The organism is uncultured Anaerococcus sp., assembly GCF_963512375.1.
Classification (GTDB): domain Bacteria; phylum Bacillota; class Clostridia; order Tissierellales; family Peptoniphilaceae; genus Anaerococcus.
In genome coordinates this window covers 74,651-100,492 of the sequence record NZ_CAUPMI010000005.1, presented here as the reverse complement: position 1 = coordinate 100,492, position 25,842 = coordinate 74,651, and the positions used below count along the sequence as shown (strand labels likewise).

Genomic DNA, 25,842 nt, shown 5'->3' with positions numbered 1-25,842 from the left:
TTTACCCCTTTATATAAAAACTGGCTAGGCTCTAATCAAAATGATTAAGGGCTTAGCCAGTTTTTCTAATTATTTTCTCCGAGGATTTCCTTATAAGACCTTATAAGTTCATCTTCTCTTATATCTTTGGCCCTCACATCTAGGGCAATTTGTCCCTTATTTAGCATGATTATCCTGTCGGAATATCTTACTACATCTCTTAGGTTGTGGGAGATTAAGAGGGTGGTGATTTTTTCTGTGTCGATTAGGCTCCTAGTCTTATCCATGACATTTCTACTTGTCTTTGGGTCAAGGGCTGCTGTGTGCTCGTCCAAAAGAAGGAGTTTAGGCCTGATATTTGTGGCCATAAGGAGGGCTAGGGATTGCCTTTGGCCGCCTGATAAGAGTCCAGTCTTGGTGTGAAGCTTATATTCAAGTCCTAGATTTAAACTATTAAGTCTTTCGATAATTTCTTTTTCATTAGCGTTTTTCCTTAGGGATTTGAGGGTGAATTTGCCTGACTTTTTGAGGGATAGGGCCATATTTTCGTAAATATCTAGGTTTGTTGCCACCCCATCTTTGGGATCTTGGCTTACCTTGCCGATGTAGGCTGCTCTTTTTTCCTCACTAAGGCCTGTTACATCTTCCCCATCTATTAAAATTGACCCCCCATCGACAGGTAGAGCTCCAGAGATTATCCTCATGAGGGTTGACTTGCCACAGCCATTTGGACCTATGATTGTTGTGGCAATGCCTTCTTCTACCTTGAGGGAGAAGTCTTTGAATATGGTATTTTCTTCTTCTGTTCCTGGGTTAAAGGTCTTTGAAATATTTCTAATTTCCAACATTTTTTACCAACTTTCTATGCTTAGCTCCTGCTAGGTAGTTATTGTAGGCTATGAAGGCTATTACAATTAAGGCTGTGATTAGCTTTAGGTCGTTTGGATTTAAGCCCAAATAAATTGCAATACCAGATATTATCCTATAAATTATAGCACCTATGATTGCCTTGCTAGTGTCCCTAAGCTTTGATGAATTTTTGCCAAGGGTATCGCCAATTATAATTGAAGCGATTCCTGTTACAATCATGGCTGTCCCCATGCCTATATCTGCAAAACCTTGGTAATTTGCCATAAGTCCTCCGGAAAGTCCTATGAGAGCGTTGGATAAGATTAGGCCGAGGGCCACGTAAGTATCTGGGTCCTTTCCTAGGGATTTGACAAGCTTTCTATTATTGCCTGTGACCTTTAAGAGATATCCTTGCTCGCTTCTTAGGAAATAGTCTAGGCCAAGCTTTATGATAATTACAAGGCCAAGAAGGACTGTCCATTTAGGAAGTGATCCAAAAATCGATGGGTATTGGGCAATTGGAATGTTGCTTGCCCCGCCTATCCTCAAATTTAGGGAATAGAGGATGGTTAAGGTAAGGATACCTGTTAGGAGGGGTTGGACCTTGACTTTTTTGTATAAGATATAGGTCAAAAATCCTGCCAAGCCCCCGCCTATGCTTGATAAGACTAAGCCGAGGTGGGGATTTAGGCCTTTTGCAATTATTACCGCTGTGAGGAAAGCTCCCATTGGATAAGACCCTTCAAGGGATAGGTCGTAATATTCTAATATTTTATATGATAGCATATAGCCCATGGCCAAGATTCCAAAGATTAATCCAATCTCTGTTGATGTGGCCAAGGACCCTAATAGTCCAGTCATTTTTTCTCTCTTTCTTATTTTTCGATATATTCTGCATCCTTTAGGACTTCATTATTTAAGTCAAGTCCAAGGATTTCTGCTGTCTTTTTATTTACTAAGGTTTTTAGACTTTCAGCATCTTGGTAAGGGATGTCTTTTATAGCTTTTCCATCCTTTAGGATAGATACAGCCATCTCTCCGACCTTCTTGCCACAGTCCTTGTAGTTAACTCCTTCTGAAATTAGGGCTCCATTTTCTACCGACCCTTCATCGCAGGCTATGGATGGGATTTTATCCTTGTTTAAATTTTCAGATAGGACTGGCATAGCATTTACAACTACATTATCTGTAACTGTAAACATGGCATCTATCTTAGACTTTAGGGATGATATTGCTTGTGGGATGTCGTTTATAGTTGAAACCCCTTGTTTTTCAAGCTTTAGGCCTCTTTCATCTAGAGCCTTCTCTAAGGCTTCTATTTGAACTACAGAGTTTTGCTCGTTGGTGTTATAGATTGTGCCAAAGGTCTTTGTTTCTGGATATAATTTTAAGAAATCATCTATGAGCTTACCTGGCTCTACATAATCGCTTACCCCTGTGATATTTGCCCCAACCTTGGTATTTTCATCTACAAGACCAGCCCCAATAGGGTCTGTTACAGCTGAAAATAGGATTGGTAGGTCAGTTATAGCATTAGCTACTCCCTGAGCTGCTGGTGTACCTATGGTGTAGATTAGGTCTGCCTTTTTATTTTTTAAATCAGATGCAAATTGAGGAATGAGGGCCAAATCACCATTTGCCCTATGATCTACTAATTCATAGTCAAGACCTGCCTCATCAAGCTTTTCTATAAAGCCTTCTCTTGCAGCATCTAGGGATGGATGGTCAGCTATTTGGACTATGCCAATTGTAAGCTTTCCTCCGCTTTTTGCATCTGTTTTTGCTTCTTCATTTGACTTTGCCCCACAAGAAGCAAGTAAGATTGCTCCAAGGGCTAGGCTTGTGATTTTTTTAAGTAAGTTTTTCATTTTCTTCTCCCAAAATTTATTTGATAGATCTTAGCTTGACCAATAAAAAAAACCCGTCCATATAGGACGAGTGTAAATTCGTGGTACCACCTAAGTTTATAATCTAAAAGATTACCTTAACAGAAGTCTATCAACTTCTTGCTTCTGATAACGGTAGCTTCCGTAATAGCTTACTAATTTCGGCTATTCTGCATACAGAGGGAATAAGTAGATAATCCTTATAAGACTTTCACCAAGCGTCTCTTCTCTAAGATAATTCATATAAACTGTCTTTCTGTAATCACATTTATTTGTTAGTTAGATAATACATCAGGATATAATTTTTGTCAAATTTTTATTTAATTTTCTTAATAATTATTAGTAATAGCCTACAAAAAAGGGGCTATAGAAGCCCCAGTTTGTTATTTAATTATTTCTTCTACTATTGGAATTGGTTCTACTTCATGGTCAGTGAAAGCAAAAGTATTGTAGAAGTCTTCTATCCATTCTTCGCTAAGTTCTGTATCATGATATACTGTGCAAAGAAGGTCTCCTACCTTTACATAATCTCCCTTTTTGGCATTCATTTCTAGGCCTACTGCATAGTTGATTGGATCAGTTTTCTTAGCCCTACCTGCTCCAAGTTTCATAGCTTGGATACCAAGTCCCATTGAGTGGATACTTTCGATGTAGCCTTCTTCTTTGGCTAGCATTTTTGTTTGATATTTGGCTTGTGGAAGAAGATCTGTATTTCTAATTTGCTCTACATTTCCGCCTTGGTATTCTACCATTTTTTCTAGTTTTTCGTAGGCTTTGCCTGATGCTACTGCCTCTTCTAGCATTTTTCTTGCTTGGTCTTTGTTTTCTGCCTTTCCTGCTTGCATTAGCATTATTTCACCAGCACACATACAAAGTTCTGTAAAGTCTTTTGGTCCATGACCCTTTACAGTCTCAACAGCTTCTCTTACTTCAAGGGCATTACCTATTGTATTTCCAAGTGGTTGATTCATATCTGTTATCATAGCCATAGTATTTCTACCCAGGCTATTTCCTATAGAAATCATTGCTTTCGCAAGCTTCTTAGCATCTTCTATAGTGTGCATGAAGGCGCCCTCACCATATTTTACATCAAGAAGGATTGTATCAGAGCCTGATGCTAGCTTTTTGGACATGATTGATGAAGCTATTAGTGGGATTGAATCTACTGTAGCTGTAACATCTCTTAAGGCGTAAAGCTTCTTATCTGCTGGCACCAAATCTCCTGTTTGGCCAATTATAGCTAGGCCTATTTCATTTACTTGTTTTTTAAATTCTTCTTCTGTTAAGGAAATATTGAATCCATCTATAGACTCTAACTTATCAAGGGTTCCACCTGTGTGTCCTAATCCCCTACCACTCATCTTAGCAAGCTTAAGGCCACAAGCTGCAACCATTGCTCCAAGTGCCATTGAGGTCTTATCCCCTACCCCTCCTGTTGAGTGCTTATCTGATTTGATACCATCAATTTCTGATAGGTCAATTACATCTCCAGAATGCATCATTGCTTCTGCAAGCTTAGCTATTTCATGATCTGTCATACCATTTAGTCTAATCGCCATAAGAAGAGCTGCTATTTGGTAATCTTCAACACTTCCATCAGTTACCTTATCTATAAAAAATTGTATTTCTTGATCTGTTAGTTCTTCTTTATTTTTCTTTTTTTCAATTATGTCTATAAATCTCATTATTATCTCCTTAAAATATTAACCAAATTCCAACTATTAAAGCTGATAGTACACTGACACAAAAACCTGCAAGCATCGCTCTTAGGGCAAGTTTAGCAAGTATTGGTCTTTTTTCTGGACAAAGTACTGATATACCTGATATACAAATTCCTATTGAGCTTACATTTGCAAAACCAGCTAGGGATACAGCTAGCATCAAACCTGTTCTCTCGCTCATATCGGCAAGCATTGGTCCAAGCTTACCAAAGGCTACAAACTCATTTAAAATAAGTTTTGAACCCAAAAGCTCTCCTGCTGTTAGTACTTCTTTGCCTTCAAGGCCCATTAAATAACCCATAGGTGCAAATACATATGAAAGTATTGTTTCTAGGGAGATATTAAATATTCCCAAAATTCCATTTATTAAAGCAACTATAGAAATTATAGCTATAAGACTTGCTCCGATAGCCATTGCCATGTTCATTCCATCAAGGGCACCACTTGCTAGGGCATCTAGTACATTTTCGTTATTGCCCTTCCTATCCATCTTTATCTCTCCCAACTCTTGGATTTTATCTGTTTGTGGACAAACGATTTTAGATAGAAGGATTGAGCCAACAGGAACCATTGTAGATGCTATAAGGAGTGATTCCATAGGGATGCCTAGGGCAACATATCCTGCTATAATTGATACAGACATAGAGCCCATACCAGAAACAAGAACAAGCATCACTTCACTTTCTGTCATGAAGTTTAAATATTTAGCAACAAGGATTGGTGAGTCTGTTTGACCTAAAAACATATTAGCTACAGCTACAAAGGATTCAACTTCTGATGTCTTAAATAACTTACCAATTACCCATCCAATCTTAGAAACTACAAATCCCAAGATTCCTGTATAGAATAAAACAGCTACAAGAGAGGAAATAAATATAATATTTGTTAGGGTTTGGAAGGCGAAAATGTAGCCCGAACTAGCTGCAGGGTCTCCTAAAGATCCAAATACAAATTGAATACCCTGGCTACCATAAGATAAAACCTTTTCTACAACCTTACTTATGGCTGCAATAGCAGCCCTTCCTTGAGGCAATTTTACTAGCAGACCCGCTATAATAAACTGAGCAAGGAGGGCTGTCAAAATTCTCTTAGTATTAACAGCCTTTCTATTCATGGAAATAGCAAACATAAAGGCAATTACAAGTACTATTCCCAAGATATTTAATAATAATTTCATAAGATACTCCTATTTTTTAACTTCATCATAGAAGCTTTCACCAGGGATAGGACTTTCTATTTCAAAAATATCAGCAATAGTCTTGCCTATATCAGCAAAAGTCTTTCTGGTCTTAAGGTCAACTCCCGACTTAATCTTATCTCCAAAAATTAACATCGGAACATATTCTCTAGAGTGGTCTGTAGAAGGAGTTGATGGGTCACATCCATGATCTGCTGTGATTATAACAATATCATCTTCCCTAAGCTTTTCAATCATTTGTCCTAATTGCTTATCAAAATCAGAAAAAGCTTGAGCATAGCCATCTACATCATTTCTATGACCATAAATCATATCAAAGTCAACTAAATTTACAAAACATAAACCATTGAAATCCTTATCACAAAGATCAAGAGTGATATTCATACCATCTATATTATCTTTCATCTTATATGTTTCAGGAACTGATTTTCCAGCAAAAATATCATATATTTTTCCCACCCCTATTGAATCATAGCCATTTTTTACTAAATCATCCATGATAATAGGTCCTGTTGGATTTAGGGCGTAGTCGTGTCTATTCCTTGTTCTTTCAAAAGATCCAAGCTCACCTACAAAAGGTCTTGCTATAACCCTACCTACAGCCATATCTCCCTGGAGCATCTGTCTTGCAATTTCACAGCAACGATATAGTTCATCAAGACCAACAAGATCTTCGTGAGCTGCTACTTGGAAGACTGAATCAGCTGAAGTATAAACTATTAGGGCTCCTGTTTCCAAATGTTCCTTACCATAATCTTTAATAACTTCTGTTCCTGAATATGGTTTATTGCAAAGAATCTTTCTACCAACTCTTTTTGAATATTCTTCTAGGAAATCTTCTGGAAATCCATTAGGAAAGGTTGGAAATGGTTTTTCTGAAATGATACCTGCCATCTCCCAATGACCTGTTGTTGTATCCTTACCATTTGATGCTTCAGCTAGTCTTGCAAAAGATCCTTTAGGATTTTCCACACTTTCTTTACAGCTAACACCTTCTATATTGAAAAACCCAAGTTTTTCTAAGTTTGGTGCATAGCATTTATCACTCTTTACAATAGCAGCAAGGGTATCGCTACCCTCATCGCCATATTTTCCAGCATCAGGCATCTCTCCAATACCTAAAGAATCTAAAACTATTAAAAATACTCTCTTATCATTTTTCATTTCTTACTTCCTAATAATCTGATTTATTTTCTTCGCCCTTTAACATTTTTATAGCAGAGCTTGTTCCAATCCTATCGCAGCCTTCTTCTAGGAATCTTATTAGGTCTTCTTTTGTTCTAACTCCACCAGCTGCTTTAATTTTAACATTTTTACCTATGTGTTTTTTAAATAAAATTATATCTTCAAGCTTAGCTCCATCTGTTCCAAATCCTGTAGAGGTTTTTATATAATCAGCTCCAGCCTTGGTTACAGCATCGCACATAGCAACTTTTTCTTCCTCTGTAAGATAGCAGGTTTCTATTATTACCTTAAGAATCTTATCTCCTACTACTTCTTTTATAGCTCTAATCTCATCTTCAACCTTTTTGTAGTCTCCATTTTTAACATCAGAGATATTAACTACCATGTCTATCTCACTTGCACCCTTGGCAATAGATTCTTTTGCCTCAACAAGCTTAGATTCTGTTAGGTTATAACCTAAAGGAAAGCCGATTACTGTACAAATTGTTAGTTTATTACCATATTCTTTTTTTACTCTTTCTATATAGGTTTGTGGTATGCAGACTGATGCGGTTTGATACTCAACAGCTTCATCACAAAGTTTTTTAATATCTTCCCATTTTGCAAAAGCTTTTAGTAAAGTGTGATCTATATGGGCAAAAATTTCTTTATTTTCCATCATTTCCTCTTTCTTTTTTAAAATTGTTAAAGGTTTTCCTCTTGTCTAGACTTATATTTCCTTTTGATATTTTTATATTACATCATTTTTGTTATTTTGTCAACATAAAATGTTATAATTTTACCATTTTTTTCAAAAACGCTTACAGCTATTAATTTTTAGGGGATTTTATGGTACAATTAAGCTAAGGGTGGAATATTATGTCTAAAAAAGATGAAAGATTAAATAAAATTATTAACATTATAAAAAATAAAAATGGCAGCTCTGTTAGAGAGTTGGCACAAAAAATATCGGTTTCTGAGATGACTATAAGAAGAGATTTAAAAATACTTGAGGATAGAGATATAATCGAGTCCTACCACGGAGCTGTTGTCTATAATCAATCTATAGACAACCCTACAATTTTGGGAAATGATTCTTTCTACGACCTAGATCAAAATCTAAAACTAAATAATAAGGAAAAACATATCATAGGAAAAACAGCTGCCAAGCTTATAAAAGATGATGATATTATAATAATTGACACCGGTACTACAACTGATGGTTTATCAAGAAATATTGCAGATAATTTGAAATGCACTTGTTTGGTATTCTCATCGAATAATTTCCTTAATTTGATGTATAAGGACAATATCGACTTAATTCTGGCCGGGGGAGTTTTCCACAGAAATACTGGTATGTTTGAATCTTCTGAAAGTCTAGGAATTATTGAAAGCACAAGGGCCAACAAAGTTTTCCTATCCGCTGCTGGTGTTCACAAGGATTTGGGAATTACCTGCGCTAATACATATGAGCTTTCCACCAAGAAAACCATTATAAAGAATTCTATGGAGGTTATCTTGCTCGTTGATTCAAGCAAATTTGATACTGTGAAATCCGTTCATTTTTGTGATTTAGATGACATAGATGTTATAGTTACAGACTCCAATATTAGCAAAGAGTGGATTGATTATCTAGAAAGTAAAAATATAAAACTTATCTTAGCTAAATAAAAAAAGACAAGTATTTGATGATAAAATTTTTATCCAAATTTTATATCATTCATTACTTGTCTTTTTTTATTAAATTTTATAATCTTTCATATTTTGACCACCTATCATGACTGTGGATAGGTTGTGGATTAGGGATGATGTTGTGTTTGTGAGATAGCCTAGGACTCCTAGGGCTATTAGGCTTGAGTTTATGCCTACTATTTTTTTGTAATCATCTTTTATCCTTTTATCCATGGATTTGGCGAGCTTTATAGCATCTATTAGGCCGTAGAGGCTATCTGTGCCTATGGATATGTCTGAGATTTCCTTGGCTATATCTGCTCCTTGGTGCATGGCTATGCCTACATCTGCTGCAGATAGGGCTACTGAGTCATTTATTCCATCGCCTATCATGATTACTGTCCTGCCTTCTGCCTTTTTCTTTTTGATATAAGCCTGTTTATCTTCTGGCAAGACTTGGGATTGGTAATGGTCTATACCTAGCTTTTCTGCCACCGCTCTTGCTGCGTTTTCTGCATCGCCTGTAAGCATGGCTATCTCATTAATCCCAAGTTTTCTAAGCTCTTTTATTACATCTTTTGCATCTTCTCTTATTGGATCTTCAATGCATAAAACTGCAATGAGTCTACCTGAGAAGGCTAGATAAAGAAGTGAATAGTGTTCCTTAAGGTCATCTATCATAGCTCTAGTTTGGTCAGATATCTCTATTCCCTCATCTTCTAGGACAAAGTGCTCTGATCCTATTAGGGCTGGCTTGTCGACTATATATGACCTTATGCCGTGGGCTACTATATATTCTGGTTTTGAGTGCATCTCTTCGTGGTGAAGATCCTTATCCTTGGCCGCCTTTACTACAGCATTGGCTATGGAATGTGGGAAGTGCTCTTCAAGACAAGCAGCAATCCTTAGGCACTCATCTTCGTTTATGTCTGTTAGGGCAATGACCTTTGCAAGCTTTGGCTCAGACTTGGTTAGGGTTCCTGTCTTATCAAAGACTATGGTGTCAGCCTTTGAAAGATTTTCTAAAAACCTACCGCCCTTTACAATTACATCCATGTCAGACGATTGGCTAATAGCCTTCATGACAGCTATTGGAATTGTTAGTTTTAGGGCACAAGAAAAGTCTACCATTAAAAATGACTTGGCCTTGGTGAAATTCCTAGTAAGTAGGTAGGTTAGACCTGCTCCTATGAAGGAGTATTTGACTAGGGAATCTGCCATATTTTCTGCCTTTTTCTGTGATAAGGACTTATTTCTCTCACTTTCTGAAATCAGATTTATGATGTGGCTTAGCCTTGAATCGTCATATTTTTTAGAAACTTTTATAAGAATATTACCTTCTTCAAGGGCTGTTCCTGCAAAAACTACCGATCCCTTGTTTTTCTTAACTGCTTCGCTTTCACCTGTAAAGGACGCTTCATTTACCATGGCAAGGCCTTCTACAACCTCTCCATCAACTGGTATGGTTGACCCCATTTCAACCTCTACTAAATCGCCAATTTCAACATCTTTTAGAGCTTTTAATACCTTTTGGCCATTCTCCTGGACAAATACCTTGTCTATATTTAGGGCCAAGGAATGGGCTAGGTCATCTTGAGATTTCTTTAGGGTGTATTCTTCCAGCCTTTCGCCAAGGTCTAGCAAGAACATGATGTTGGCAGCATCTCCATATTCTCCTGTTGCAAGGGATACAGAAATGGCTGTGGCATCCAAGAGGTCTACATTGAGCTTCCTCTTCCATAGAGCCTTGATTCCATCTCTAATAAATGGGTAGGCCCTAACAAAAATTAGATAAGAGCTTAATGGAGCTGGAATGCAATACCTAAAAAAGGCCCTCCTATAAAGGGCATCTCTTACTATCCTAAATACATCTTCCTCTTCTTGAGGGTAGAAGTCAGGATCATCAATTTCTAGCTCTTTTACCTCATTTATGTCAAGATTTAAAACAAATTTTGCAAGCCTAGCTAGGCTTCCCTTTTCAAAATATACTGTAAATGAATTGGCCAAAGGATTAATCTTGCAAAGATTAACCCCCTTTACACCCTCAATAAGATATTTTAAATTATTGGCTAGATCAAAGCTTAGGTTCTCTTCGTAGACGAACCTAGCTCTAGTATCTAGCCTATGGGCTAAACTTGCCCTCATTCTTTCTCTTCTTCCTCTTTAAGTTCTGCCTTAATTTCTTCTTTTATTTGTTCTTTAAGGTCATCTTGAGCAACCTTTTCTATATCTAGGTCAGCTTCTTTTTGAGCTTTTTCTAAATCTTCTTTTAAGTTTGCTTCCTTAGCTTCTGCAACTATGTCATCAGCAGAAACTCTAACTTGTTCGATTGTCTTATCTAGTGATTCCTTTACTCTTAATCCGCCAGCAACAGCTCCTACAGCTGCTTTTTTTGCTAATTGTGAAGTAAGAACCTTTCCTCCAAGAGCTCCAACTAAAACTCCTGCACCTATTCTTAATACTTTTTTATTAATCATAACTCCTCCTATATTGTATAAATATTATACTTATATTATATTATATCTATTATCACAAGTCAATAAAAAACTCTTGTTTTTCCCTTGTTTTAAATGATTATCAAATTCATTTATTTGATTCAATCTTTTTCAACTCGATTCATATGAATAATATTTCATAAGATGGCCGTAGACTATTCATATCTTAAAGTTGAATATAAAATCGCCTTTACAGCCCCAATCCTATTTTCAGTTTGGTCAAAAACCATAGATTTTTCAGACCTAAAGACCTCATCTGCTACCTCCATCCCATCTAGGTCCATATCGCTAGGTAGCTTTTCTATTACCTTTTGGGCAAGGGTCGATTTCTTATCGTGGAAGGCTGGCAAACAGTGCATGAAAATCGAATCTTCCTTAGTCATATCCATAATCTCTTGGGTAACCCTAAATGGATAAAGCTTTTTAATCCTATCTACAGGCACATCATCCTTTTCATTTAGACCAATCCACATGTCTGTATAAATTATATCTGCATCTTTAACCGCTTCCTTGACATTGTCAGTATAGATTACATCTGAGTGGTGGTTTTTAGAAAACATATTTGATAGGCTTACTACATCCTTATCAGCAGCATAATCAAGAGGTCCACAACCTACAAAATTTATCCCAAGCTTAGCACAAGTAATGGCAAGGGATGATGGCATATTATCTCCTGTATAGCCCAAATAAACAAGTTTAAGACCTTCAAGTCTGCCAAATTTTTCCCTGATTGTAAGCATATCAGCTATCATCTGGCTTGGGTGGAACTTGTCTGTGAGAGCATTATAGATAGGTATTTCTGTCAAATCTATCATGTACTCTAGAAGCTTTTGGTCAGGCCCCCTATAAACTATCCCGTCATAGTATCTATCATAGACTGAGATGGCATCTTCTAATGATTCATTAGTTCCTAGGGTATTGTATCTTAGGTCTACTAAGGACACACCGAGGCCTAAGTCAAAAGCTGCCACCTCAAAGGAAGTCCTAGTCCTATTAGAGCTTTGCTCAAAAAGCAGGATAATATTTTGTCCCTCCAAGTATTTGTGGGGCTTTCTCTTAGCCTTTAGGTCCTTAAACCTTGCTGCCTCATCTATTAAATATAGGATTTCTTTTTCGCTAAAATCCTTTAAGGCTATTACATTTCTATTTCTTAAATCGACTTGCATCTTCTCTCCTTTTGTAAGTCTAAAATACCCTCTTAAATTTAAAATAAAAAGGGCCTTGTAACTAATTATTATTTACCATCAATAACCGTATCTGAAAATACGATTAGAAGTTCTAAATCATCGGCTTTTATCTCCAAAATCCCATAGTCTACCAAATACATCTCTGGATTATCCTTGTATCTCTTATCGCAAGTCCCATCCTTATTTACATGGAGAAAGGATTTTGAAATTAGGGTCGCATCAGGGATTTTCTCTTCTTCTAGGAAAGTCTCAGCTCTTAGATCAATTTTTAAATTCTCATAGGAAAGAGCCCTGTAATCACCATCTTGATATAAAAGCAGACAGTCTGGCAAGAAGCTCATAGTAAAATTCTTAGCTGCTAGGCTTTTAACCTTGACATTTGTATCAAGCGGGCCTTCTATGTCATTTTTTATGGCCAAAGACTCTCTAGATCTGATTATATTATCGTCATTGTCCCTTTCCATTTCCCTTACAAGCCAAACAGCGTCAGATTCTAAAATTCCCTCCAAAAGCTTATTTGTTAGGTCATATTCATCTTTTGCATCATTTTCAAAATCATAGTCGATTTTTATTGAATCTGTCCCCTTCTTGTAAAAATACATGATAGCCCCGATTATAGCTACAATTACCAAATATGGTTGGATAAAAGTCAATATGATTCCAGCTATAAAGACCAAAAGTCCCGGCATTCTCAAAGGATAAGTCCTGCCTGTCTTAGTTAGGACTTCTTCAAGAGCATCACTCTTAATATTTTTAAAATCTAAATCGTAAGACTTGGTCGAAAAATCTTCCCTAGGACCGGTGGTCTTTGGACTAGATTTCTTTTCTCCCTTAAAGACAGAATCTAAAGGATTTGAAAATTCCTTTTGGTAGGAAAGGCCTGTGCCTGGTATATAAGCTGATCCTCTAATCTTGCCGCCTGCGGTGCGAGTTATCCTAAAGCCCTTGCCGCCCCAAGAAAATCCCGGACCGGTCTTAGACATATTTATTCTAAAACCCTTGCCAAGGTTTATACTTTTTCTAAATCTAAATCCCATAATCCCTCCTTCTTACTAGTATTATATCACAAAAGCAAATTTCTTCCTTATCGATGGTTGATTTTAATATAATTGATTTGACATTAAAGTTTTTCAAGTATAATAAAGATAGAAGTTAATATTATTAAAATAAATATTAATATTTTAAAAAGAAATGGAGATTTTATGAACAAAATTAGAAAAACCCTACCAACTTATATAAAGGCTCTTTTTAATAAAAACACACCAACATCTTCCAAAATCCTGGCCCTTCTAGCCATAACCTATATAGTACTACCGGCAGATGTCTTGCCAGATGTCCTTCCCTTCCTAGGTTGGCTTGATGATGGGCTTATAACAATCTTGCTCATATATTTTTCAAACAAAATGATACCAGATATGGTAAAAAATGAAGAAATCCAAAAACAAATAGAAAACTAAAAAGAGGGCGGCTCTTCTAGCTGCCCCCTTTTTTAGTAGGTCTCTTTAAAATAATAAATCTCATCTTCTATCTTTTTAAGTCTTATCTCATTGTCAGAATCTTTTTCCTTAAAAAAATATTCGCCATCCGACTTAGGTTCAAGTTTGTTCAGTCCCAATAAAGTCAGGTCGTCATCTTTTATATAGTAGAATCCATAATAAATAGACGCAGATCCAAAGCCCTTGGACTTATAGACAAATTTAGCAAGGTCTGGAAACTTATCAAACTTTCTTAGGTCAAAACTTTTGTATTTGAATTTTTGATCCAAGCTAGAATCAGCATCATTTATGAAAGACACTATCTCAGCTTTATCATCCTTTAAGGATTCCCTTATTTCTTTTTCAATCTTTAAGTCTTGGTATATAAAATAAGCTCTCGCCGTAAAAAACATTATAAATATTAGTCCAATTGCCATGAATATTTTTCTATGTTTCATAGGTAACTCCTTTATATTTCAATATTTTTACGAATAGATAGTGAAATTTATAATTATATTTTATTCAACAGTTACAGATTTGGCTAGATTTCTTGGCTTATCTACATTTAGGCCCTTGGCTAGGGATGTGTAGTAGGCAAGGATTTGGCAAGGAACTACTGAAAGGATTGGGGCTAGGATATCTAGGGTTTCATCAAAGATAAAGCTTGCAACTCCTATATCGCTTATTCTCTTATCCTTTAGATTTGTTATGGTAAAGACCTCTGCCTTTCTAGCTTTTACCTCTTCTAGATTTGAAAGAGCCTTATCCAAAAGGTCTTTTTGACTTAGGATGCCTATGACAGGAGTGCCATCTTCTATTAGGGCTATGGTGCCGTGTTTTAGCTCTCCTGAAGCGAAGGCTTCGCTGTGGATATAGGATATCTCCTTTACCTTTAGGCTTGCTTCTATGGCTGTTTGGTAGTCAAGTCCTCTTGCTAGGTAGAAAAGATGTTCCTTATCCTTAAGCTCGTTTGCAAAATATTTTAGCTCTTCTTTCCTATCAATTATATTTTTTATCTTTTGAGGAAGGGCAAATATTTCTTCGATAATCTCCTTAGCATCAAACTTTCCTAAGACTTCATTAAATTCTAGGCCTAGGATGTAGAGATTTAAAAGTTGGCTGGTGTAGGCCTTGGTTGATGCTACCGCTATCTCAGGGCCTGCCTCGGTGTAGATTGTTCTTTCTGCTTGCCTATCAATTGATGATTCTCTTACATTTGTAATTGCAAGTGTCATGGCTCCTAGGCTTTTTGCAAGGTCTAGGGCCTTTAGGGTATCGGCTGTTTCTCCAGATTGGGATAGGAAAATTACCAAGGTATTTTCATCTACAAGTGGGTCAGAGTACCTAAATTCTGAAGCCAAATCGCAAGTAACAGGTATCCTTAAATATTTTTCAAAAAGAGCCTTGCCAACTAGGCCAGCATTGTAGGCTGTACCACAAGCAACTATATAGATTTTATTAAAGGATTTGATTTCTTCTTCGCTAAAGACCTTACTCTTTACTTTTAGGCCTTCCTTATCTAGGTGGGCTTCAGCTAATCTTCCTATGACATCAGCTTGCTCCTCAATTTCCTTAAGCATGAAGTGGTCATAGTCTTCTTTTGATGCATCATTTGCCCCAAAAGATGTAGTTTTTTCTTCTCTTGCTACTTCCTTTAGGTCCTTGTCATAAATCTTGTAAGAATCGCCCTTGATGTCGATTATATCTTCATTTTCTAGATAGATTAGCTTATTGGTATATTTTATAAAAGATGGGCTGTCAGATGCTAAAATAAAGCCATCATCCATAAGGCCAAGTACCATAGGAGAATCCTTCCTGATGCCTACAAGCCTATCTGGCTCATCTTCTGATATTGCCCCGATAGCAAAGGAACCTTCAATCATTGATTTAACTTTAATTAAGGCCTTTAGAAGATCCCCGTCATAAAATTTGCCAAGTAAAATAGCAACAAGTTCTGTATCTGTTTGAGACTTGAAAGAATAGCCTTCCTTGGCTAATTCATCCTTAAGGTCCTTATAATTTTCTATAATACCATTGTGAACTATAGCAATCTTGCCATCGGCAGATGTGTGTGGGTGGGCATTTTCCTTGCTAGCCTCACCGTGGGTTGCCCATCTAATATGGCCAATGCCTATGTGAGAAGATAAGTCTTTGCCTGCTATTTCTTCCTTAAGACTTAAAATAGGGCCCTTCTCCTTGTGGATCTCAAGCTTAGAATCCTTAATAATAGCTATACCACTTGAGTCATAACCTCTGTATTCTAGCTTTTCTAGACCATCAAGGATGATATCCTTAGCATCAAGACTTCCTTTGTAACATACTATTCCGCACATAGTGCCTCCTTATTAATTTTTATAGATATTAATGAGGCCACTGTGTCTTCTCTGTAACAGAAATTACTCTCTGCTTTTGTCTAACACTAGGGCTGTGAACCCAGGAAGCTCCCGCCGAATTTTCGATAACTTCCTCCCTCGTCATCCCAAAGGGATCTGGCGCTTTTTTATTTTTACCTCATTAGGAAATATTATATTCTTTTTTTCTTTATTATCCAAGATAAAATTATTTTAGGGGCATCCCCTAAAAATCCCTTTTTTATTATCCAAGATAATATTATTATAAGTTTTAATTCTTCGTAATATCATCTCATAATAAAGGGTTGTCATCAAGCTGATGACTTCGCCAAAGGGGGAGGGCCAAGGACCCTTTCGCATGGGTCCTCATCGCCCTCCCCCTTACACCCCCACTTCGTTACACCCCGCAAGCGACTCCTTAGCGGAGGGCGAAATATGTAGATTTTTTTCAAAAATCTTCTTTATTATGATGGATTACTTCGTATTTATCTAGCCTTGTTCTTACTGATTTAAAAACAAAAGTCCCCTAAAAATCACAATCTAGTCCAACTATACTTTTTATAGTTACTTGTCGTCTTAGTAGTTATAGTATTTGTATTTAAATGTGGCTGTCAGTGTGATTTTCTTAACGGGTACTTCTTATTTTAAATCTTTCAATAAATTAGAAAATTCATCGCTATCGCGATAAAAATAAGACCCACCGACCGCGATGTTTGCGAAGTAAACGAGCCTAAGACCTGCTTTGCAGTTAATATTCTCTCAGAATACAGAATAAAAACCCCAAGGTCGGGAGATTTTGTAAATGGAGATGCCGTTAAGAAAATCTCCTGACGCACGAGTAAAAATAAAAATTCTATAAGTGCTGAGATGTAGAGTAAATAAAAAAGAAATATTTGGACTAGATTGAGATTTTTAGGCATCGGAATGTCAAAATCAGTAAGTATAGAGATAGCTAATACAAGGGATTCTGTATACAAATAGTGGCTTGCCGAAGGCAAGCTTCTAATCATGCTCCCCGCTTTAGGGGCCGCCTGGGGGTGTAACGGGGAGGGGGTGCAAGGGGGAGGCCAATGAGGGACCATGCGGAAGGTCCCTTGGGCCTCCCCCTTAAACGAAGATTCAATTGTATATAATAATTATTTATTATGAGATAACATTACGAGGAATTAAGGTAAATAATAATATTAAATTTAATAATATAAATCTAGTTTCTGGAACAAAAAAACCAGAATTTATAAAATCCTGGTTTTCACATAAAGTATGCTAATAAAAATATTGGCGCTAGAAGTAGGAGGACGAAGGGCATGAAGACTCTCATGGCTGCTAGAAACATTGCTAGCTTGTCTCCTCTTTCTAGGTTGTCCCTGTCTAGGAGGTCTTCTTTTGCTTCGATTTCCTCCCTGGACTTGCCTTTAAATCTGTCTATTGGTCTTTTCATATGGCAGATATTTCTTCTAATTCTTCGGCTTCTTTGGCTCTCTTGGCCATGTTTTTCTCGTAAGCTTTTTGTTTTTCTTCTTCTGATACATCCATTAGGTGGCAGGCTACGAAGTGGCCGTCGCCATTATCTTTTAATTCTGGCTCAAAGTTTGAGCAGATATCCATGGCGTATTCGCACCTTGTATGGAACCTACATCCCTTTGGTGGTTTTACTGCTGAAGGTATATCTCCTTCTATTACTGCTAGCTCTTGACCTTGCTCTACATCTGTCCTTGGTATGGCTTGTAGTAGGGCTTTGGTGTATGGGTGAAGTGGGTTTGCGAAGATTTTTTCTGAGTCTGCAAGCTCTACCATTACTCCTAAATACATTACCCCTATCCTGTCAGAGATATATTTTACTACTGATAGGTCGTGGGTGATGAATAGGTAGGTTAGGTTATTTTCTTCTTTTAGGTCTTGAAGAAGGTTGATGATTTGTGACTGGATAGATACGTCTAGGGCTGATACTGCCTCATCGCAAACTATAAAGCTTGGTTTTAGGGCTAGGGCTCTGGCTATACCTATTCTTTGTCTTTGTCCACCTGAGAATTGGTGTGGATATCTGTGAAGGAAGTATGGGGCTAGACCGCATTTTTCCATTGTTTCTTGGATATATTCGTTGTAGCCTTTTTCATTTCTAGATTTGAATAATTCGTGGCCTAGAACACCTTCACCGATGATGTTACCTACTGTCATCTTTGTATCAAGGGATCCGTATGGGTCTTGGAAGATCATTTGTAGGTCTTTACGGAGTTGTCTCATCTCTTCTTTTGTTAACTCTGATAAGTCTATACCGTGGTCTAGTTGACTTTCTAGCTCATTAAACTTATCTTTATCTTTTAGGGTTTGTCTGTAAGCTTCGATTTCATCTCTTTTTTCTTGGACTCTCTTTGAGATTTCATCAAGCTTGTTTGTTAATTCTTTATACTTTGGATCTTCTGCCAAGATCTTGTCGTAATCTTCCCAGGTTCTTACCATCATTTGAGATTTTTGTTCAAATTCTTCTATGGCTGTAAAAACTTTGGCTCTTTCTTTTAGGATTTGATATTCCTCATTTAGCAGGCTTGCTACCTTGTTTAGATCATCTGATGCAAGAAGACCTCCTGCTATTCTAATCATGTTTAGGTATTCTTCTTCTATTTCACGACGTTTGAACATAGCTTTTTCGTTGTTCATAGCCCTGTCTTCGTCTGTTTCAGCCTTTTCTAGGTCCTCATAGATTTTGTTTAACTCATCTAGTTCCTTGTGGTAGTTTGGGAATTTTGATGGGATTTTATTAATCATATTGCCCATATACTCTGGGGCTAAATCTTCTAGAGTTTTGCCGTAGTATAGGGTTGTTCCCTCTGTTTGTTCATATATTTGTAGTAAGGTTCTACCGAAGGTTGACTTACCACAACCTGACTCTCCTACTAGACCAAGTGTTTCACCCTCATAGATATCTATTGATATAGATTCATTGGCGTGGACATATTCGCCTGGACCTCTGTTGAAAAAGCCCTTTTTCTTAAGAGGGAAATATTTTTTGAGGTTTCTTATCTTAAATAAGACCTTCTTGTCTTTATTTTCCATCTTCTTCTCTTTCCTTTCTATTTGGGTAGTGGCACCTGATTAGTTGGTTCTCGCTTACCTTTCTAAGCTCAGGCATCTCTTTTATACATCTTTCTGTAGCAAATTTACACCTATCAGCAAATTTACAACCATCTGGTAGGTTAAGTGGGTGAGGTACACTTCCTGGTATGATATCTAATCTCTCGTTTCTATCTGATGTGATAGATGGGATTGAGTTTAGAAGGGCTACTGTGTATGGGTGGTTGAAATCTGTTATGTCACGTTTGAAGATAAATTCTACTGGTGATTGTTCTACGATTTGTCCACAATACATTACTGCTACTTCATCAGCCATTTGGTTGATTACACCTAAATCGTGGGTGATAAAGAGGATTGATGTTCCAGCCTTATGTTTTAGGTCATTCATTAGCCTTAAGATTTGGGCTTGGATTGTTACATCAAGTGCTGTTGTAGGCTCATCTGCTATTAGTAATTTTGGTTCACAAGCAAGGGCCATGGCTATCATTACTCTTTGGTTCATACCACCTGATAATTCAAATGGGTATTGCTTGGTTACTACGTGTGGGTTTGGTATTTTAACAGCTGCTAAGAGTTCTTCAACTCTTTCAGCTGCTTGTTTTTTATTCATTCCCTTATGGAGCATTAGAACTTCTGAAAGTTGCTTTTCTACTGTAAATACAGGGTTTAGGGAGCTCATTGGCTCTTGGAAGATCATTGAAATCTTATTTCCCCTGATATGCTCCATCTGGCTTGTATTGTATTCTGAGATTTTTTCTCCATCGAAGTATATCTCACCACCATAAATCTTTTGGTTTGATTCAAATAATTGGAGAATACTCATAGCTGTCTGGCTCTTACCAGATCCAGACTCGCCTACAAGTCCTAGGGTTTTTCCTGCGTCAACTGACAAGCTTACGTCGTTAACTGCCTTTATTAGACCACGTCTTGTAGAAAAGTAGGTATGGAGATTTTTTATTTCTAGTAAACTCATATTTTCACCTATCTTTCGTTTGCTCTTGGGTCGATTGCATCTCTTAGGGCATCACCTATAAGGTTAACTGAGAAGGATGTCAAGAATACTGCTAGGGCTGGGAATACCCATCTCCACCAGTAAGTGTTAAGTACATCCGAACTTTGGGCTGCTGTAAGCATGTTACCCCAAGATGGTGTAGGCTCTTGAACACCGAATCCTAAGAATGATAGACCACTTTCAGTTAGGAGGTTGCCCGCATAACCTATGGTCGCATTTACTATAACTATTGATAAGACGTTTGGTAAAATGTGTTTGATCATGATTGACCAGTCTTTTACACCAAGTGCCTTGGCTGCTGTAATATAATCTCTTTCACGCTCTGCAAGGATTTGTCCACGTACAAGACGGGCAAGTCCTGTCCAACCTAGAACACCTAAAAGAATCATAACCATAGTTATTCTTTGCTCTTGGCTTGCTCCTGGTGGAAGGAGTGCAGATAGGGAAATTAGCATTGGGTAGAATGGGAAGGATGCAACGATCTCTGATATTCTCATAAGCACGTTATCAACCCTACCACCGACGAAACCTGATACCATACCTATTAAAACACCAAGTCCGATTTGGATAATTGATGAAATAAGTGAGATAATCATGGTCATCTTTCCACCGTGGATTAGTCTTGTAAATATATCACGTCCTTGGTCATCTGAACCAAATCTAAAACCATTTAGTCCCCAAGTATCGATTTTTCCATTTTCATCTACTGCATAATTGTTGAAGTAGTTTGCAAATACTTGCTTAAATTTGCCGTCTGGAGTCTTAAGCTCTCCGTAGTTTTCTATACCCCATTGGTAGATTTTTCCATTTTCATCTAGGGCTGTTAGAACTGAATCGCTTGCTTGAATGTCTACAAGTTTTCCGTCAAATTTTGGAACATTGTCTCCAGATAATTTATCTCTAGATGGACCCCAAACAAATAACTTGCCATCTTCAGTAAGGGCTGCTGCAGAGTTGGCTGTAAGAACGGCTTTTTTGACCTTTTCCTTACCTTCTCTTAGTTCAGCAGGCATAGCTGTATCATTTTCAGCTCCTCTTACACCTAAAAGGTCGATTGAGCCATCTTTTTTAACTACTATTACGTTGATTGTGTTTGTATCAAAGTCGACTATTTGACCTTGAATCTTTGAAGGAATCATATCCAGTCTTGATGCAAGGGTTGAACCCCATACTATAAGGTTGTTCTTGTTTGTAAGAACTACTGAATATTGACTACCACCGCCAATTTTTGCAATACCCTCTTCTTTGATTTTAGCTTCTTGCATTGGAGGTGTTTTTGTTTGGTCAAAGGTCTTATTACCCCAACCATATATTTGATCATCTTTTGTAGCAACTAGGATATGTCTATCACCTGCTGCCACATCTTTGATATTACCTTGTTTAATCTTATCCTTTATATTATCCGGAATATTTAATACATTATCTTCGTTATTTGAACCCCAAACATAAAGGTTATTTTCTTCTGTAAGACCTACTGCAAAGGTGTTACCTATAGAAATTTTAGACACACCTTCCTTTTCCATTTCACTAGGATAATTCATATAACCTGCTCCTGGTGATACGTTTGTAAGGTTACCTTGAGAATAGTATTGGTCAAAAGGAAGCATTTTTGATCCGACAAAGATTACAAGAACTATAGCTATAAACATAGCAAGTCCTATAACACCAAGTGGATTTCTAAAATAGTTTCTAACTGCTACCTTGCCAGGGCTCATGATAGCTTCTTCTTTTAGCTTATCATTTTCAGGGCTCTGTTTTGGGCCGCCCTCAAGGTTAGCATTAAGGTCACTTTTTGGACCTTGGTTTTCTGAATTTTGCGAATTTAAATCGCTATCCATGCCATTTGCAAAGGTAAAGCCTCTTAAGAGGTAAGCTTTTAGGAAGCTAAAATAAGATTTGAATGGTTTATTTAATTTTCTATTCATATTAAGCCTCCAATTTTACTCTTGGGTCTACTAGGGCATAGGCTATATCCATTAGGAGGTTACCTAAAAGTGTAAGTATAGCATAGAACATTGATAGGGCAAGGATTACATTGTAATCTTGAGCCATTACCGCAGAAATAAGCTCATTACCAATTCCCCTATAAGAGAAGATTCTCTCTGTTATAGCAGAACCTGAGAACATTCCAAGAACCGCCCATGTCAAAGCTGTTACTACTGGAATAAGAGCATTTCTAAAGGCGTGAGAATATACTACTGTTTTTTCCTTAAGACCCTTAGATCTTGCTGTTCTTATATAGTCTTGGTCAAGAGCATCAAGCATTGAGTTTCTTACATATCTAGAAAGAGATGCAAGAGAACCTACTGTAAGGGTAAGGGTAGGTAGGGTTAGATATTTAAGCCATTCAGCGAAGGTATTTTCTCTAGGCATACCATTAGCTGGGAACATCTTTAGCCTAAAGGCAAAGAAGAATATCATAATCAAACCTATAAAGAAAGTCGGAATTGAAAGACCAACCAAGGTTAGGGTCTGACTCGTCTTATCAAAGACTCCTCCCTTCCTGGTCGCCGACCTAATTCCTATGAGCACCGAAAGCACAAAGGAAATTATTGTAGAACCAATATTTAAATAAACTGTATTTTTAAGTGGTTCAGACAAGTATTCCTTAACAGGTCTTCTAACTCTGGTAGATTCACCAAAGTCACCCTTAAGGGTTCTGCCTAACCATCTGACATATTGTTCTGGTAATGGCTTATCATATCCATATCTTGCTTGTAAGTTCTTATACATCTCTTCTTTTTGTGCCTTGGTAATCCTACCTGTAGTAGGGATCATTGCCTGGATTGGGTCACCTGGCATGGCCTTTGAAAAGGCAAAAAGCATGATTGATATAATAAGAGCAACTGGTATTAAGTTTAATACTCTCTTAACTATATAACGTAACATAAGTTTCCTTCCTATTCTCGTCTAGTTTCTGCTGCCTATGTATTATTACTTTAATATATTAGTAAAATGAATTTTGGGCATAGTCCTAGACCATTATAATTTATACATACAAGTTTAATATATTTAGCCATTTTTGTCAACCTTAATTTTCCTACAAACCCTTGGACTGATTAATAAAAATTCTTCAAAAAATTTGCATACTTGTTAACAATTGACTTGTCATGTATATTTATAAAGTTTTCTAAATATTGATAATCATACTTTCAAATGAGTATTTTTTCAACATTCTTAATCTTAATTCATAGCCTATGTTAAAAGGTCCACCCAGACTTGGACTTAGTGTTTGAATATCTATAAATATCATTGTAGAAAGCTTAGGATTGGAAATTAAGCTTTATTTTCAAGGTTTTTCCATAAAATAAATCCTATCTTCCAATCCTTTGTTAATAAAATTTTACAATTCTCAATTAGATATTTTTATCACTCTTATCCATCCTAGGTGGACTTTATTTTTATTCTAGGGTCATAACATTGATCTGATATTCAGATTCCCAAATTGGGGTATTGATATCAAAGCCCTTAACCCTTGTTGAATAGCCTGTATGGTATTGGTTAGAATATAGTGGGATTTCTGGTAGGTAGTCGTTATACCACATCTCAAATTTCTCCCAAGTATCTAGGTAGGCTTCGTTATCGCCTGGTTTTGTTTGGCGAAGTTTGACTGTTAGCTCATCTGCTAGAGGGTCATTGGTCTTTGTTCTATTATCAAAACCTTGGCTGTTGTATTGGTAGTAAGGGTCAAATGGTGTACCAAAGTCTGTTCCCATGTTGAAGGCTGTATATTCTGCATCTTCTTTTGGGAAGTTGTAGTATTCTAGTAGGGTTGCAAATGAACCACTTGTTACGTTATATTCCATACCAACTTGCTTAGCATTTACTGGAACTTGATTAGATATGAGGGTTGTGATTGGTGAATCATCTGAACCATATTGGTTGACTTGAAGTTTTTTGCCATTTTCATCATACCTATAGTAATCAAAAGCATCTGCATTTTTAGCAAATTCTTCATCTGCCTTCGCCTTATCCCAAGGAGTTTTACCGTCTGCTTCAAACTTGTATGGGGTCTTATCAAGTAGACTGTTAGCCTCTTCTAGGTTTAATTGGTATTTCTTAAATTCTGGATTTAGTTCAAGGTCTGCTCCTCTTTCCTTATACATCCATTGACTTGTACCATACATACCATTTGTTACTACTCCATAGCCGCCAGCGTAGGATTGGACAAAGTTATTTCTGTCCATAAGGTGGGCTATAGCTTGTCTTACTTCTTTATATTTTGTAGATCCCCTGTCTGTTAGGAAGGTCACATTTCCATAACCATTTCTTTCAAAGGTGTTGTAGCCACCGATTTTTCCTTCTTCCGCAGCTTGTCTCATCTGATCAATTTTTGCTCCGTCTGCTTCAGATTCCCAAATATCGATGTCCCCATTTTCTAAGAGGTCTACTGCTATTTTTTTGTTGACTGTTTGAAGGATTATATTTTTGATTGTGGCCTTATCACCCTTGAAGTTGCCTGCGTAGTTTTCATTTAGGCTTAGCTTAACCATGTTGTTTTCAAAAGATTCAAACTTATATGGTCCTTCTGTTACATTTGGTTTTATCCTATATTCATTGGCATATCTTAGCATGGCATCTTCTATCAATAGCTCTGTAGGGTCTACATCGCCACCTTTTCTAGCTTCAAGCTCTGCTATATTCTTATCTAGTTCTGCCTTGGCTTCTTCGTATTCTTTCTTTTCTTCTTCTGTTACATCTTTTTCAGTTTCAATGAAGGACCAGTTTTCTTCAAAGTCTTCCTTGGCCTTGCCTATAGAGGTATCTAGGTTTTTATAGTATCTGTCCTTATCCTCATCTGTTACTTGGTAACCTTCCTTGGCTACAAGCTTTTTGCCATCTTTGGATACTTCTAGATTTTCTGTGATGGCTGAAATTGGGAATGGGCCAAAGCCTCTTAGGGCTGCTTCTTCAAAATATGGAAGGTATTCTGCATCTACTGTTGCCTTGAAGGTGTGGTCATCTACTATTTCAAAACCTGTAAATTCTGGGTTTTTACCTGCAAAATAATCCTTATATCCTGCTACAGAGTCTGCTCCTACATTTGTTGATCCTGTTACAACTTGGTATTCTGGGTGGGATTGGAGTAGAGAACCGAAAATGTAGTTAGCGCTTGTAATTGGTGAACCATCTGAGAATTTGAGGTCTTTTTTGATTGTGTAGGTGGTTGTTTCTGATCCATCTTCATTTTTGACAGTTTCTGGCTCTTTTTCAAGAACAGTCATATTATCAATCCACTTACCACCTTCATCTTGGACTACTGTGGAATAGCCGTTGTTGCCTTCTATACCCATTAGCCTACGGGCTTTGACGTCTGTCTTGTTGTTAGTCCAACCACCGACAAAGTCGCCATTTATTTCTTCTACTCCTATTACTAGGGTATCGTCAGATGTTTGTTTATCAAAATCAGCTATATCTTGGCTTTCATCACCGGCTTCTAGAGCATCTCCCTCAGCGTTTGTTGCATCTTCCTTAGCTGCATCATCTGCTGGAGCTTTTGTGTTGTCTGTACTAGATCCACATGCTGCAATCGTTACCATTAGGCCTAAAGCCATCATTGATGAAAAGACTCTTTTTAACTTCATTTTTTCCTCCTAAATTAATAAGGATGTCTTTTTGGAAAGGTTTTTATTAGGGTTGATTTTTCAGATTATTTATTTAAAATCTCCCTTGATTTTGAAAGTACTTTCCTTATAAAGTTCTTATTAATATGTAATTTATACAATAATTGTAAAACATCTATATTTTTTTGTCAAGGTTTTCCTAAATTAATTAATCTTTGCTC

At 37.0% G+C, this 25,842-nt stretch carries 21 protein-coding genes; 2 read left to right on the top strand and 19 right to left on the bottom strand.

The annotated features are described in order from the left end of the window. Positions 1-65: 65 nt before the first annotated feature. The 7 genes from RRB46_RS03685 to deoC form a co-directional block, all read right to left on the bottom strand. Complete coding sequence (locus RRB46_RS03685; RefSeq protein ID WP_311537532.1) at positions 66-827, bottom strand: ATP-binding cassette domain-containing protein; 762 nt, start codon at positions 825-827, stop codon at positions 66-68. After that, complete coding sequence (locus RRB46_RS03680) at positions 814-1,689, bottom strand: ABC transporter permease subunit (protein WP_311537531.1); 876 nt, start codon at positions 1,687-1,689, stop codon at positions 814-816. Before RRB46_RS03680 ends, RRB46_RS03685 begins: the two co-directional genes overlap by 14 nt. A gap of 14 nt (positions 1,690-1,703) precedes the next feature. Then, on the bottom strand, positions 1,704-2,696 hold the full coding sequence (locus RRB46_RS03675; RefSeq protein ID WP_296128507.1) for an ABC transporter substrate-binding protein: 993 nt from the start codon (positions 2,694-2,696) through the stop codon (positions 1,704-1,706). A gap of 401 nt (positions 2,697-3,097) precedes the next feature. Next, a complete protein-coding gene (locus tag RRB46_RS03670) occupies positions 3,098-4,399 on the bottom strand; it encodes a pyrimidine-nucleoside phosphorylase (RefSeq protein WP_311537530.1) in 1,302 nt (433 codons plus the stop codon). 10 nt (positions 4,400-4,409) lie between these two features. Then, positions 4,410-5,612 (bottom strand): nucleoside transporter C-terminal domain-containing protein, encoded by a 1,203-nt coding sequence (locus RRB46_RS03665; RefSeq protein ID WP_311537529.1) that lies wholly within the window; start codon positions 5,610-5,612, stop codon positions 4,410-4,412. Between the two features lie 9 nt (positions 5,613-5,621). After that, complete coding sequence (locus RRB46_RS03660) at positions 5,622-6,797, bottom strand: phosphopentomutase (RefSeq protein WP_311537528.1); 1,176 nt, start codon at positions 6,795-6,797, stop codon at positions 5,622-5,624. Positions 6,798-6,807: 10 nt separating this feature from the next. Beyond that, on the bottom strand, positions 6,808-7,476 hold the full coding sequence (gene deoC, locus RRB46_RS03655; protein WP_296128482.1) for a deoxyribose-phosphate aldolase: 669 nt from the start codon (positions 7,474-7,476) through the stop codon (positions 6,808-6,810). A 200-nt stretch (positions 7,477-7,676) separates the two neighbouring features. On the opposite strand from deoC, the gene RRB46_RS03650 reads away from it, so the two are divergent. Further along, entirely contained in the window at positions 7,677-8,468 is a 792-nt protein-coding gene (locus RRB46_RS03650) for a DeoR/GlpR family DNA-binding transcription regulator (RefSeq protein ID WP_311537527.1), read from the top strand. A 69-nt stretch (positions 8,469-8,537) separates the two neighbouring features. Here RRB46_RS03650 and RRB46_RS03645 read toward each other — a convergent pair whose 3' ends face one another. The 4 genes from RRB46_RS03645 to RRB46_RS03630 form a co-directional block, all read right to left on the bottom strand. Beyond that, entirely contained in the window at positions 8,538-10,613 is a 2,076-nt protein-coding gene (locus tag RRB46_RS03645; protein WP_311537526.1) for a heavy metal translocating P-type ATPase, read from the bottom strand. After that, positions 10,610-10,945, bottom strand: coding sequence for a DUF6110 family protein (locus RRB46_RS03640; RefSeq protein ID WP_311537525.1), 336 nt, complete (start codon positions 10,943-10,945; stop codon positions 10,610-10,612). The genes RRB46_RS03645 and RRB46_RS03640 overlap by 4 nt, the downstream gene beginning before the upstream one ends. A gap of 173 nt (positions 10,946-11,118) precedes the next feature. Beyond that, entirely contained in the window at positions 11,119-12,129 is a 1,011-nt protein-coding gene (gene argF, locus RRB46_RS03635) for an ornithine carbamoyltransferase (protein ID WP_311537524.1), read from the bottom strand. A 68-nt stretch (positions 12,130-12,197) separates the two neighbouring features. Further along, positions 12,198-13,187 (bottom strand): DUF4236 domain-containing protein, encoded by a 990-nt coding sequence (locus RRB46_RS03630; RefSeq protein WP_311537523.1) that lies wholly within the window; start codon positions 13,185-13,187, stop codon positions 12,198-12,200. Between the two features lie 165 nt (positions 13,188-13,352). Here RRB46_RS03630 and RRB46_RS03625 point away from each other — a divergent pair, with 165 nt between their 5' ends. Further along, on the top strand, positions 13,353-13,607 hold the full coding sequence (locus RRB46_RS03625) for a DUF1232 domain-containing protein (RefSeq protein WP_311537522.1): 255 nt from the start codon (positions 13,353-13,355) through the stop codon (positions 13,605-13,607). Positions 13,608-13,639: 32 nt separating this feature from the next. Here the strand turns inward: RRB46_RS03625 and RRB46_RS03620 are convergent, their stop codons facing one another. From RRB46_RS03620 to RRB46_RS03585, 8 genes are all read right to left on the bottom strand, one after another. Then, positions 13,640-14,083, bottom strand: coding sequence for a hypothetical protein (locus RRB46_RS03620; RefSeq protein ID WP_311537521.1), 444 nt, complete (start codon positions 14,081-14,083; stop codon positions 13,640-13,642). Between the two features lie 60 nt (positions 14,084-14,143). Further along, positions 14,144-15,958, bottom strand: a complete 1,815-nt coding sequence (gene glmS, locus RRB46_RS03615; protein WP_311537520.1) for a glutamine--fructose-6-phosphate transaminase (isomerizing) — start codon at positions 15,956-15,958, stop codon at positions 14,144-14,146. Between the two features lie 1,267 nt (positions 15,959-17,225). Next, positions 17,226-17,414, bottom strand: a complete 189-nt coding sequence (locus tag RRB46_RS03610) for a hypothetical protein (protein ID WP_106461222.1) — start codon at positions 17,412-17,414, stop codon at positions 17,226-17,228. After that, positions 17,411-19,027 carry an oligopeptide/dipeptide ABC transporter ATP-binding protein gene (locus RRB46_RS03605; RefSeq protein ID WP_311537519.1) on the bottom strand — a complete coding sequence of 539 codons (1,617 nt, stop codon included), beginning with the start codon at positions 19,025-19,027 and terminating at the stop codon, positions 17,411-17,413. The genes RRB46_RS03610 and RRB46_RS03605 overlap by 4 nt, the downstream gene beginning before the upstream one ends. After that, positions 19,017-20,018 carry an ABC transporter ATP-binding protein gene (locus tag RRB46_RS03600; RefSeq protein ID WP_311537518.1) on the bottom strand — a complete coding sequence of 334 codons (1,002 nt, stop codon included), beginning with the start codon at positions 20,016-20,018 and terminating at the stop codon, positions 19,017-19,019. The genes RRB46_RS03605 and RRB46_RS03600 overlap by 11 nt, the downstream gene beginning before the upstream one ends. An 8-nt stretch (positions 20,019-20,026) precedes the next feature. Continuing rightward, complete coding sequence (locus RRB46_RS03595) at positions 20,027-21,982, bottom strand: ABC transporter permease subunit (protein WP_311537517.1); 1,956 nt, start codon at positions 21,980-21,982, stop codon at positions 20,027-20,029. Between the two features lies 1 nt (position 21,983). After that, positions 21,984-22,946, bottom strand: coding sequence for an ABC transporter permease (locus RRB46_RS03590; RefSeq protein WP_296129896.1), 963 nt, complete (start codon positions 22,944-22,946; stop codon positions 21,984-21,986). 512 nt (positions 22,947-23,458) lie between these two features. Continuing rightward, complete coding sequence (locus RRB46_RS03585) at positions 23,459-25,642, bottom strand: ABC transporter substrate-binding protein (protein WP_311537516.1); 2,184 nt, start codon at positions 25,640-25,642, stop codon at positions 23,459-23,461. Positions 25,643-25,842 lie beyond the last annotated feature (200 nt).

What these genes read in the sequence shown, in the direction of transcription:
- RRB46_RS03585 (WP_311537516.1), bottom strand. Translation starts at nt 25,642, where the DNA reads ATGAAGTTAAAAAGAGTCTTTTCATCAATGATGGCTTTAGGCCTAATG.
- RRB46_RS03640 (WP_311537525.1), bottom strand. Translation starts at nt 10,945, where the DNA reads ATGATTAATAAAAAAGTATTAAGAATAGGTGCAGGAGTTTTAGTTGGA.
- RRB46_RS03675 (WP_296128507.1), bottom strand. Translation starts at nt 2,696, where the DNA reads ATGAAAAACTTACTTAAAAAAATCACAAGCCTAGCCCTTGGAGCAATC.
- RRB46_RS03680 (WP_311537531.1), bottom strand. Translation starts at nt 1,689, where the DNA reads ATGACTGGACTATTAGGGTCCTTGGCCACATCAACAGAGATTGGATTA.
- RRB46_RS03605 (WP_311537519.1), bottom strand. Translation starts at nt 19,027, where the DNA reads ATGGAAAATAAAGACAAGAAGGTCTTATTTAAGATAAGAAACCTCAAA.
- RRB46_RS03685 (WP_311537532.1), bottom strand. Translation starts at nt 827, where the DNA reads ATGTTGGAAATTAGAAATATTTCAAAGACCTTTAACCCAGGAACAGAA.
- RRB46_RS03670 (WP_311537530.1), bottom strand. Translation starts at nt 4,399, where the DNA reads ATGAGATTTATAGACATAATTGAAAAAAAGAAAAATAAAGAAGAACTA.
- RRB46_RS03660 (WP_311537528.1), bottom strand. Translation starts at nt 6,797, where the DNA reads ATGAAAAATGATAAGAGAGTATTTTTAATAGTTTTAGATTCTTTAGGT.
- deoC (WP_296128482.1), bottom strand. Translation starts at nt 7,476, where the DNA reads ATGGAAAATAAAGAAATTTTTGCCCATATAGATCACACTTTACTAAAA.
- glmS (WP_311537520.1), bottom strand. Translation starts at nt 15,958, where the DNA reads ATGTGCGGAATAGTATGTTACAAAGGAAGTCTTGATGCTAAGGATATC.
- argF (WP_311537524.1), bottom strand. Translation starts at nt 12,129, where the DNA reads ATGCAAGTCGATTTAAGAAATAGAAATGTAATAGCCTTAAAGGATTTT.
- RRB46_RS03590 (WP_296129896.1), bottom strand. Translation starts at nt 22,946, where the DNA reads ATGTTACGTTATATAGTTAAGAGAGTATTAAACTTAATACCAGTTGCT.
- RRB46_RS03620 (WP_311537521.1), bottom strand. Translation starts at nt 14,083, where the DNA reads ATGAAACATAGAAAAATATTCATGGCAATTGGACTAATATTTATAATG.
- RRB46_RS03630 (WP_311537523.1), bottom strand. Translation starts at nt 13,187, where the DNA reads ATGGGATTTAGATTTAGAAAAAGTATAAACCTTGGCAAGGGTTTTAGA.
- RRB46_RS03650 (WP_311537527.1), top strand. Translation starts at nt 7,677, where the DNA reads ATGTCTAAAAAAGATGAAAGATTAAATAAAATTATTAACATTATAAAA.
- RRB46_RS03625 (WP_311537522.1), top strand. Translation starts at nt 13,353, where the DNA reads ATGAACAAAATTAGAAAAACCCTACCAACTTATATAAAGGCTCTTTTT.
- RRB46_RS03600 (WP_311537518.1), bottom strand. Translation starts at nt 20,018, where the DNA reads ATGAGTTTACTAGAAATAAAAAATCTCCATACCTACTTTTCTACAAGA.
- RRB46_RS03665 (WP_311537529.1), bottom strand. Translation starts at nt 5,612, where the DNA reads ATGAAATTATTATTAAATATCTTGGGAATAGTACTTGTAATTGCCTTT.
- RRB46_RS03595 (WP_311537517.1), bottom strand. Translation starts at nt 21,982, where the DNA reads ATGAATAGAAAATTAAATAAACCATTCAAATCTTATTTTAGCTTCCTA.
- RRB46_RS03610 (WP_106461222.1), bottom strand. Translation starts at nt 17,414, where the DNA reads ATGAAAAGACCAATAGACAGATTTAAAGGCAAGTCCAGGGAGGAAATC.
- RRB46_RS03645 (WP_311537526.1), bottom strand. Translation starts at nt 10,613, where the DNA reads ATGAGGGCAAGTTTAGCCCATAGGCTAGATACTAGAGCTAGGTTCGTC.